Origin of the sequence: Xanthomonas sp. NCPPB 2922 (genome assembly GCF_041520885.1) — a bacterium.
Lineage (GTDB): Bacteria > Pseudomonadota > Gammaproteobacteria > Xanthomonadales > Xanthomonadaceae > Xanthomonas > Xanthomonas campestris.
The window spans coordinates 122,768-132,867 of sequence record NZ_JBGOFY010000014.1; the positions used below are offsets into that span (position 1 = coordinate 122,768).

A 10,100-nucleotide genomic window follows, 5' to 3' on the forward strand; every position below is an offset into this window, starting at 1 on the left:
CATCTTCGCAATGGACTCACTGCTTTCGCCCGTGTCCGGCTATAGCCGCCGCAGCCAGGACATCGCGCCCTTCCATGTGATGGCCCTGCTGGCACGCGCCAACGCACTGGAACAGGCCGGCCACGATGTCATCCACCTGGAAATCGGCGAACCGGATTTCACCACCGCCGCACCGATCGTTGCCGCCGGACAGGCCGCATTGGCCGCCGGGCACACCCGCTACACCGCCGCACGCGGCCTTCCTGCACTGCGCGCAGCCATCGCTGGGTTTTATGCGCAGCGCTATGGCTGCGACATCGATCCGGAACGCGTCCTGGTCACGCCCGGCGGTTCTGGCGCCTTGCTGCTGGCCAGCAGTCTGTTGGTCGACCCGAACAAACACTGGCTGCTCGCCGACCCCGGCTATCCGTGCAACCGTCACTTTCTGCGCCTAGTCGAAGGCGCCGCACAACTGGTGCCGGTCGGCGCGGACACCGATTACCAGCTAACGCCAGGCCTGGTGGACGCCTGCTGGAATGCCGACAGCGTCGGCGCCCTGGTTGCCTTGCCGGCGAACCCCACCGGCAGTGTGCTGTCGCGCGAACAACTGGCGGCGTTGTCGCAGGCGTTGCATGCGCGCGGCGGCCACCTGGTGGTGGACGAGATCTATCACGGCCTGACCTATGGCATGGATGCGCACAGCGTGCTGGAAGTAGACGACGGCGCCTTCGTATTGAACAGTTTCTCCAAGTATTTCGGCATGACCGGCTGGCGCCTGGGCTGGCTGATCGCCCCACCCAAGGCAGTGCCCGAGCTGGAGAAACTCGCGCAGAATCTCTACATCAGCGCCTCCACGGTTGCCCAGCACGCCGCACTGGCCTGTTTCATGCCAGAAAGCATCGCCATCTTCGAAGCCCGCCGGGCCGAGTTCCAGCAACGCCGCGATTATTTACTGCCGGCCTTGCGCACATTGGGTTTCAAGATCGACGTCGAGCCGCAAGGCGCGTTTTATCTGTACGCCGATATCAGCACATTCTCCGGCGATGCCCAGGCCTTCTGCGCCCATTTCCTGGAAACCGAACATGTCGCCTTCACCCCAGGCATCGACTTCGGCTTTCATCGCGCCAATCAACACGTCCGTATTGCGTATACCCAGAGCCTGCCGCGCCTTGAGCAGGCGGTAGAGCGGATTGCGCGTGGGTTGAAGCATCTTTGATTGCGCGACGTGTGATCGCACGGCTCATCTCCGCAGCTGCGTTTAGGGAACCTCTGAACAACGCATCGCAGATACGCGACACTACCCACTCACGTTGAGGAATCATCCATGCAACTGACATTCGGTGACGCTGAGTGCCTGGGCAAGCCCAAGCAGACCCGCCGGGAGATCTTCCTGGCCGAGATGGAGCAGGTCGTTCCGTCGACGTCCCCCCGCCTTGAGTAGCGGCGGGATTTAGAGTCCAGGGTTGATGTGACCCACCCCTTATCGCAGCTGTGCTGACGAGAGGCTTCGGCAAACAAGTCGAACATCAGTGCGCTACGCGGGGGATCATCTCTTTGGGAGGAGCGCGATTTTGTCGGGGACAGAGCTGCCGAGTTGAGATGTTCGCTGTTTTTTCGCAAAGTGGCAAATGATTTCGGACGGACCTACCAACCTTTACACGCCGCGTGCAAGCATATAAAGCGCGCCACTCTGGAAATCAAAAAATTCATCAAATATATTAGGTGAGAAATTATGGACTATTCTGTCAACAAGCCGCATGCCAGTGGTCGCGTGAACTTTTTAGATGAATCAGTCGAGCCACAGCCCACGCCGGCACGATCAACCCAGAATTCACAAACAGCGGATCGCATGCCGGAGGGCATGCCTCCGATGCGTCCGCCCAGGAGGCATCGGCATACCTCTAACGCCTCATCCGCTAGATCAACAACATCTAATCTGGTAACAGCGAATGCGGGGCTTAGGGAGGCACGGCACCAAGGCGAAGCGGGGCCGTCCTCTAGATTACCCCCTAAATCGCCGGTAGCTAGTGATAAGACGTTCAAAACCATTAGAGCAAAAGAAACTTCGCACATATATAAAAATGTTCCGAACGTCGTAGGTATCATCGACACTCTCGGCCCGCGCTGGGATGTCCGACCCTGCCCACGTGATTGGGGTTCTGAACTCATGGTGCGTTGTTCGGATGGCCTTGTCCGGCGCTATCCGACCTTTGAAAGGCTCCCAGATGCAAATTACCTAAGTCAAATCGCAGAGGGATTAATTTACAGTGCACCCTCGGATTCGGTAACTCGACGCTTTGGTGGTGTGGAGGCGACAAATGACCATCAGCAGGCATTCATAGTAGATGGCTATGCTGTCAGCCCGATACGCATTGGGTCGTTCGACGCATATCCGATTCCTAATGGCAAATTTATGGTGCTGCAACCTAGTTTTCGTGACTGTACCTTTGCATGCGAATTAATGATGAGGTTGGACCATCATAAAATCTCAGTTGATGGCAATAGCGGCCCCATGGATAAGGGTAGGCGGAGGGATATGCCCGAGATTGCATCATCGTTAAGTGCAAACACCGGGATGGAGCCTGTTTTGCTTGAATACAAAAACGTCAGCTATAAAAAAAGCCTAATGGGAAGTTTGCATGAGACCCGAAGGGATGCGCTGCGCGATCTTGGAAAAAAGATCAACGAAATGGGTTCTTGCATATTTTCTAAAGGCGGGCATGTTTTAATGCTCGATGGCGTGAGGGAGCACAGGGGGAAATTTTACTTGAGCATAAGGGAGCCATTCCATGGAGAAGCTATTGAATTCAAAGATACAAAAGATTTTTTTAGAGATAATAATGGCGTGAAAGATAAAGTTAGTTTTCAAGCAATTTTTCTGAAAAAACCTTAGATGTTCAGTCCCGGCATTAGATGGATCGGGTTCACGTTGAACCGCTCGGGCTCGGATGCCCACTGTTTGCAGATGAATTCGTACGGTGTCAGACCCTTCAGGGCTTTGAGTCTGCGAGCGTAGTTGTAGGCGTCGATGAAGTTGGCCAAATGCTGTTGCAGTTGTGCGTGATCGTCGTAGTGGAAGCGTTTGACAGTGGCTTCCTTGATGGTCCGGTTCATCCGCTCGACCTGCCCGTTGGTCCAGGGATGCTTAACCTTGGTCAAGCGATGTTCGATGCCGTGCTCCTCGCAGACGCGACTGACAGAGCTGCACGAAGGCGTAGCGGTCGGAACTGCGGTTGGTGAACTGGATGCCGTTATCCGTCAGAACCGTATGCAGGGTGTAGGGCACCGCCTGAATCACATTGCGCAGGAACTGCGCTGCAACCAGCTTGTTGGCCGAGGGATGAAGCTCGGTGAGCGCAAACTTGGACGTTCTGTCGATGGCCACGAACAGATAGAGCTTGCCCTGGGCCGTCTGCAGCTCTGCGATGTCGATGTGGAAGTAGCCAATCGGATAGTGCTTGAATTGCTGTTTGGCAGGTTTGTCGCCTTTGATGTCGGGTAAGCGCGAGATACCATGGCGCTGCAGACAGCGGTGCAATGATGAGCGCGTCAGATGCGGGATGCTCGGCTACAGTGCGTAGAGACAGTCGTCCAGCGGCAGCAATGTGTGCCTGCGGAAGGCGACGATCGCCGCCTCATCCTCAATGGACAACACCGTGGAACGCGGGTGCGTCGGCCCAGTTGGCAGAGCCGCAACCGAACTGCGCTTCTTCCACTTCTCCACCGTCTTTTGATTGATGCCGTAGCGCTTGGAAAGCGTTCTCAGGCTCTCTTGACTATGTTGTATCGCTCGACGGATCGCCTCTGTCGTGGTGGCGCTCCCATGCAGAACCTGGCCCATCGTGCTTCCTTCCATTCGATGGAAAATAATGCACCATCAAAGCCTGGGATCAAACATCCTAAGAGGTATCCGCTAACAGTCTGGGTGAGCGCCGATCTGGATGCTGGCGATCAGATGTCCGTCCTTTTTGAATCCCTGATGAGATGAAGTTTTCCTGGCGAAACGAACGTAACTCGATTGACAGAACCACTTCCGGTCGACGACTCAATCCGCCACCCGCTCCCACAGGAAGCTGTACGCCAGCGCCGCCATATGCGCCGCCTGCGCATTGTTGGCCGCACCGCCGTGTCCACCTTCGATGTTTTCGTAGTAGGTCACGTCCTTGCCAGCCTCGATCATCTTGGCGGCCATCTTGCGCGCGTGGCCAGGATGCACGCGGTCATCGCGCGTGGAGGTCAGGAAGATCACCGGCGGGTAGGTCTTCTTCGGATCGAACAGGTGATACGGCGAGAAGGTCTGGATGAATTTCCAGTCGTCGGTGTCAGGATTGCCGTACTCGGCCATCCACGAGGCACCGGCCAGCAGATGGCTGTAGCGCTTCATGTCCAGCAGCGGCACCTGCACCACCACCGCACCGAACAGTTCCGGATACTGGGTGAGCATGTTGCCGGTCATCAGACCGCCGTTGCTGCCGCCCTGCACGCCCAGGTGCTTGGTCGAGGTGATCTTGCGCGTGACCAGGTCCTTGGCCACCGCAGCCATGTCTTCGTAGGCCTTGTGGCGGTTCTGCTTGAGCGCGGCCTGGTGCCAGCGTGGGCCATATTCGCCACCGCCGCGGATGTTGGCCACCACGTAAACACCGCCCTTCTCCAGCCAGGCACGGCCCAGGGCGCCGGAATAATTCGGCGTCATCGAGATCTCGAAACCGCCATAGCCGTACAGCAGGGTCGGCGCGCTGCCATCGAGCTTGAGATCCTTTGGCCGCACCAGGAAGTACGGCACGCGGGTGCCGTCCTTGCTGGTGGCAAAGTGCTGTTCGATGCTGTCCTTGCCGGCATCGAAGAACGCCGGCATGGTCTTGAGCGGTTGCGGCGCGCTGCCCACCTCCACCCACGACAAGGTGGTGGGGGTCAGATAATCGGTGACGGTCAACCACAGCGCGTCGCTGTCGTCGCTGTCCACCGCGCTGACATCGACGGTACCAAACGCCGGCGCACCGACGAAGGCGCTCTTCTTCCAGCCATCCTGCGAGGGGGTGACCACGCTCAGGCGATTCTTGACGTCCTCCAGCACGTTCAACACCAGGTGCGACTTGGTCCAGGCGATGCCGGCCAACGAGGTGGTGTCGGTGGGCTCGAACAGCACATCGAAGTTGCGCTTGCCCTGCATGAAGGCATCAAAGCGCGTGGCCAGCAGCGAGCCGGCCTTGTAGGTCTTGCCACCCACCGTCCACGGCTCGCGCAGCTCCAGGGTGAGCCACTCGCGCTTGACGCTCTTGTTGGCGGAGTTCGGTGCATCCACCTTTACCAGCGCGCCATCGGCCTTCTTGAAATACAGCTCGTCGTTGTAGAAGGCCAGCGTGCGGCTGACGAAATCACGCTCGAATCCAGGCGTGTCGTCGTGCATCGCCATGATGTACATGTCGGTGGGCTTGCCCTCGTACACCACCTTGGCCGTGCTCAGCGGCGTGCCGCGCTTCCACTGCTTGGCAATGCGCGGGTAGCCGGAGCTGGTCATCGCGCCGGCGCCGAAATCGGTATAGACGTAGACGGTGTCCTGATCGATCCAGCCCAGCCCGCCCTTGGCTTCGGGGCGGAAGAACCCGTCCTTGACCCACTGTTTGGTGGACAGGTCGAACTCACGCGTCACGTCCGCGTCGGCACCGCCGCGCGACAGCGCGATCAGGCAGCGCTGGTAGCCCGGGCGCAGGCAATCGGCGCCGTGCCAGACCCAGTTCTCTTTCTCGGCCTTGTTGAGCGCATCCAGGTCCAGCACGGTTTCCCACTTGGGCGCCGCCTTGCGGTATTCGTCCAGCGTGGTGCGCCGCCACAGGCCGCGCTCGTGCTGCTTGTCCTTCCAGAAGTTGTAGTAGTACGGGCCGATCTTCTGCACGGCGGGAATCTTGGCATTCGAGTCGAGCACCTCGCGGATACTCGATTCCATCTGTTTGAAGGCCGGGGTCACTGCCAGCCGCGCCTCGGTCTTGGCGTTCTGCGCCTTGACCCAGTCCAGCGGCTTGGCGCCGGTGACATCTTCCAGCCAGGCATACGGATCATTGGACACGGCGGTTTCCTCTGCAGAGACGGCGCCAGCAGTGATCAGGCCGGCAACCAGGCAGATCGAGGCGAATTTGGACATGGGGGTTCCCTAAGAAAAGCGAGCCGCCGGACCGTAACATAGCCGTTCGGCGGCTTCCCCTGCCGAAGGTCAGGCCGCGCGCACCTGCGTCGCCGTGCGCGAACCCACGCGACGGCGCTGCGCCTGCGGCCCCCGCCGCCGTGTTCTTGCTGGCCGCTCGCCCCGGCGCGGCAATGCCGGCACGGCGAACCGGTACAGGCTCCACCACGCCAGCATCGGCATACCAACCAGCCACAGCGGCAACCAGCCGATCCACTCGCTGTGGCCGCGCGCCGCCGGCCACACCAGCACCAGGGCCAGCCCGGCCAGGGCGACCTGACGCACCGGACGCAGCACGCGTGGGTCGGGAGTTTCGGAACGACGGGAAAGGCGATGCGACATGGCGGCACTCCGTGGCGGGATGGATGAGGACAGGCCGGCAGAATTGCCTGCGGCCATCTCACCGGCTGCGACCTGTGCGACACCGGTGACGCGCTGCCGTTTCGCGTGTGTGGCTGGCTGGCGGCGGCGCTGCGCGCTGCTCGTTCGCGGCTGGGGCACGCGGTGTTCCCGCCGCCGCTGCGCCATTGATGGACTTCCGCCGTGCGTAGGCCGCGCAACGCCGAGCAAGCCTGGTTGGACCAGCACTCGCGCGGTTTCCGGTTCCGGCACCAACCGCACACCACGGCCGTTACCCACGCGTCGCCAGTAGCGCAGCTTTACCGAAGTGCCGCAACGCGCAGCCGGGCCATGCAAGACAGGCGTCGGCGGATCCCAGCATTCGCGCTGTCCCGGTGCATGCATCAACCGCCCCCAGCCCTCCCCACCGCGTCGCCGGTCACGCGGGCTGATTAGCCAGATCAGGCTGATGCGGCATGCGCAGCCGCATCCACCGGCCCGCGGTCAGCGCCGCCACTGTCGCGGCTCCGTCATCTGGCTGCCGTCCACTGGGCCGGCTGGCACGCGCGCCCGGCCGGTCCAGCGGCGTTTGTCGACGCCAGGCGCAACCGTTGACGCGAACTTGCCCCCTGCATGCGGTAGTGTGCTGACCCAACTGACCCTCTGTGACTTTGCGATGCGCCTGACCGTTTCGATCGCCCTCGCTTTCCTGCTTGTGCTTGGCCTGCCCACGGCGCAGGCCAAGGACACACCGACCACGGAGCGGCCGATCGACCTGTCCAAGATCATGGGCACCTGGTACGTGATTGCACGCATGCCCAACCCGGTCGAGCGCGGCCATGTGGCCAGCCGCGACGAATACACCCTGGTGGAAGACGGCAAGGTGGCGGTGCGCTATCGCTACCGCGAAGGCTTCGAGGAGCCGGAAAAGGAAGTCAACGCACGCGCCTCGGTGGACGCGGACAGCGGCAACCGCGATTGGCGGGTGTGGTTCTACAAAGTCATTCCGGCCAAGCAGCGCATCCTGGAAATTGCGCCCGACGGGTCGTGGATGCTGATCTCCTACCCCGGCCGCGACCTGGCCTGGATCTTCGCGCGCAAGCCGGACATGAGCCGCGATCAGTACCGCACCCTGGTCAACAAGATGCGCGACGACTACGCCATCTACACCGACAAACTCAAGCGCGTGCCGCAGCTGCCAGAACAAGTAGGCCGGCTGGGCTTCGAAGTTCCGGACAAGCGCTGATTGGCGCCCGCGCACGCGACCATGTCGGCGTGCGCTCCCCGGCGTTGCCCGCCGGGCTTGGAGCCGCGATCAAAACGACTGCGCAGCCGCCAGGGCGCGCGGCCGGTGCTCGAAACCGGCATGTATCCACGTACGGTCCGGTTCTTCCGCGCCGCCCGCACCCACCTGACAACTGCCCGCTACGTTCCGTTAGCCGCGCTTAGTCGTAATTACTCAACGCCAGCGATAGCAGCGATTTGGCCTGCTCGCGCAACGACATCGGCTCGACGATTTCCGCGTCCGAGCCGTAGTGCAGCACATCCATCAGCAGCTCGCGCGAGACGCTGTACGGCACTTTCAGTTCGTAACGGCCGTCAGGCAGGAAGCGCCCTTGCTGCTTGGAATGCCAGTGCTCGTCGGCCACCCAGCGCGCGGCCTTGGCGCTGAACACGATGGTGGCCCAGCCCTTGGGCGCGCCCGAAAAAATGCCGTAGCTGGCCCCCAGCTGCGCATTCAGTTCGCTGTCGGGCACGTCGCGCGCGGTGGTATCGATGATGCGCGCGTGGTTGATACGGTCCACCGCAAAGCTGCGCACGCCCTCGCGGCCGTGGTCCCACGCATCCAGGTACCAGTTGTCGCGGTAATGGGTAATGCGCTGCGGCGACACCGTGCGCTTGGTCGATTCGTCGGTGGAGCGGGCGCGGTAGTCGAAACTCAACTGCTTGCGCTCCAGCACCGCCGAAGCCACGCTGCGGAAGCTGGCTTCGTCGAGCTTGCGGCCGCGGTGCGGGATCACCCGGACCCGGTCCACCGGCCACTGCGAGACGCCGGCCTGGGCGGCGAGCAGGCCTTCGATCCGCTGCTGTAGCGGTGCCAGCATCGAGGACAGCACGCCGCCGCCGGTCCGCGACAGCAACTGCTGCGAGGCCAGCAAGGCGTGCAGTTCTTCGGAACTCAGCCACAGGCCCGGCAGCTCGAAGCGGTCGCTTTCGCCAGACAGATAGCGGAAGCCGGATTCGCCGTCGCCCTCCACCGGGGCCATCAGCGCATCGCGCAGAAAGGCCAAGTCGCGGTAAACGGTGGCGCGGGAACAGCTCAGCTCATCTTGCAGGCGCGCCACCGTGACCGGGTAGCGGGCCGACTTGAGCAGGCGATGCAGGGCGTTGATACGTTCGTAGCGGTCCATGCGCTGATTATGTCCGAGTCTTCGCGCGGCGGGGTGAGCATCCACGCCCCACGCCAGGCCTGCCTACCCGGCCTGGCGCAGGGGGCGCGGCGCGCCAATCGCCCGAACCGCCAATGAAGCGCGGCTTCACCCGGTCCTGACGCGGTCGCCCAGTCCGTTATCATGAAATCGCTTTCACCTCTCTGCCCTCCCTTTCGTCTCCAAGAGTGCCGCCCATGTCACGCCGTGCCCCGTTGTCTGCCCTGTTGCCGCTGTTGTTGATCACGCCCACCGTCTGGGCCCAGGCGGTCGCACCGGCGCCGGCAGACCCGGCCGCTGCCTTGATGCCCTCCCCGTGGAGCGGCAGCAGTGGCGAGCTCGGCTATGCGTCCGCGCACGGCAACAGCACCACCGACAGCCTCAACGGGCGCATCCGCCTGCGCTACACCGATGGCGACTGGATCCACAGCCTGGATGCCACCGCGCTGCGCTCGAGCTCGGAATACACCAATACCAACGACGACGGCAGCGTGACGCGCGAGCGCCAGACCACCGCCGAGCGCTACACCGGCAGTGCCGGCAGCGCGCTGCAGCTGGGCGAACACCGCCAGCTCACCGCAACCGGCCGCTACGAACACGATGACTTCGCCACCTACGACCGCCTGGCCACCTTCGGTATCGGTTACGGCACGCGCCTGATCGATGCCGATCGTTTTTATCTGGATGCGCAGATCGGCCCGGGTATCCGCCGCGCGCACAACAGCGACGACGACCGCAACGAGACCGGGCTGATCGGCCGTGGTCTGTTCGACCTGAAATACACCGTCACCGACAACACCGATCTGATCAACACGCTGCTGGTGGAATCGGGCGAATACAACACCTACGCGCAGAACGATTTCGGCGTGCAAGTCAGTATGAATTCGCACTTCGCACTCAAGGCCGCCTGGCAGATGCGCCACAACAGCGACGTCAGTGAGGGCGACAAGAAGACCGACACGCTGACCACGGTGAACCTGGTCTACACGTTCAAGTAAGCCATCGCATTTCGTAGGAGCAGCGTTGGCTGCGAGGGTTTTTATCGATTACGTGCAGGTGTTATCGGTAACGCGTTCGCGGCCAAGGCCGCTCCTACGAGATGGCTGGCGGCTTGCAGCGCCGCGGCAGCTGCGCAGCGCGCGCTTCGAACAAGCGATCGGCGATGCCGCCGATGT

Annotated in this window: 7 protein-coding genes, 1 other RNA gene and 1 pseudogene; 5 read left to right on the forward strand and 4 right to left on the reverse strand. The window is 61.8% G+C overall.

Annotation, left to right across the window (positions count from 1 at the left end; all coding sequences use genetic code 11):
• Nucleotides 1-10: 10 nt before the first annotated feature.
• Nucleotides 11-1,195 carry a pyridoxal phosphate-dependent aminotransferase gene (locus ACD584_RS15670; protein ID WP_076037235.1) on the forward strand — a complete coding sequence of 395 codons (1,185 nt, stop codon included), beginning with the start codon at nt 11-13 and terminating at the stop codon, nt 1,193-1,195.
• Nucleotides 1,196-1,711: 516 nt separating this feature from the next.
• Nucleotides 1,712-2,872, forward strand: a complete 1,161-nt coding sequence (locus tag ACD584_RS15675; RefSeq protein ID WP_139328394.1) for a hypothetical protein — start codon at nt 1,712-1,714, stop codon at nt 2,870-2,872.
• Here ACD584_RS15675 and ACD584_RS15680 read toward each other — a convergent pair.
• From ACD584_RS15680 to ACD584_RS15690, 3 genes and pseudogenes are all read right to left on the reverse strand, one after another.
• Nucleotides 2,869-3,820: pseudogene (locus ACD584_RS15680) on the reverse strand (IS481 family transposase). The gene ACD584_RS15675 and the pseudogene ACD584_RS15680 sit on opposite strands and share 4 nt — an antisense overlap.
• A 204-nt stretch (nt 3,821-4,024) precedes the next feature.
• Nucleotides 4,025-6,118: a prolyl oligopeptidase family protein gene (locus ACD584_RS15685; RefSeq protein ID WP_076037236.1), complete on the reverse strand. Its 2,094-nt coding sequence runs from the start codon at nt 6,116-6,118 to the stop codon at nt 4,025-4,027.
• A 69-nt stretch (nt 6,119-6,187) separates the two neighbouring features.
• Nucleotides 6,188-6,499, reverse strand: coding sequence for a membrane protein (locus ACD584_RS15690; protein ID WP_011038599.1), 312 nt, complete (start codon nt 6,497-6,499; stop codon nt 6,188-6,190).
• A 673-nt stretch (nt 6,500-7,172) separates the two neighbouring features.
• Here ACD584_RS15690 and ACD584_RS15695 point away from each other — a divergent pair.
• Entirely contained in the window at nt 7,173-7,742 is a 570-nt protein-coding gene (locus ACD584_RS15695; RefSeq protein WP_011038600.1) for a lipocalin family protein, read from the forward strand.
• Between the two features lie 120 nt (nt 7,743-7,862).
• Nucleotides 7,863-7,937, forward strand: a non-coding RNA gene (locus ACD584_RS15700) — sX9 sRNA.
• A 4-nt stretch (nt 7,938-7,941) separates the two neighbouring features.
• Here the strand turns inward: ACD584_RS15700 and ACD584_RS15705 are convergent.
• Entirely contained in the window at nt 7,942-8,907 is a 966-nt protein-coding gene (locus tag ACD584_RS15705) for a YafY family protein (protein WP_076037237.1), read from the reverse strand.
• Nucleotides 8,908-9,122: 215 nt separating this feature from the next.
• Between ACD584_RS15705 and ACD584_RS15710 the strand changes: the two genes are divergently transcribed.
• On the forward strand, nt 9,123-9,923 hold the full coding sequence (locus ACD584_RS15710; protein WP_012437324.1) for a YdiY family protein: 801 nt from the start codon (nt 9,123-9,125) through the stop codon (nt 9,921-9,923).
• The last annotated feature ends 177 nt before the right edge of the window (nt 9,924-10,100 follow it).

Coding starts and splice junctions, on each gene's coding strand:
- ACD584_RS15670 (WP_076037235.1), top strand. CDS start 11: ATGGACTCACTGCTTTCGCCCGTGTCCGGCTATAGCCGCCGCAGCCAG.
- ACD584_RS15685 (WP_076037236.1), bottom strand. CDS start 6,118: ATGTCCAAATTCGCCTCGATCTGCCTGGTTGCCGGCCTGATCACTGCT.
- ACD584_RS15710 (WP_012437324.1), top strand. CDS start 9,123: ATGTCACGCCGTGCCCCGTTGTCTGCCCTGTTGCCGCTGTTGTTGATC.
- ACD584_RS15675 (WP_139328394.1), top strand. CDS start 1,712: ATGGACTATTCTGTCAACAAGCCGCATGCCAGTGGTCGCGTGAACTTT.
- ACD584_RS15690 (WP_011038599.1), bottom strand. CDS start 6,499: ATGTCGCATCGCCTTTCCCGTCGTTCCGAAACTCCCGACCCACGCGTG.
- ACD584_RS15705 (WP_076037237.1), bottom strand. CDS start 8,907: ATGGACCGCTACGAACGTATCAACGCCCTGCATCGCCTGCTCAAGTCG.
- ACD584_RS15695 (WP_011038600.1), top strand. CDS start 7,173: ATGCGCCTGACCGTTTCGATCGCCCTCGCTTTCCTGCTTGTGCTTGGC.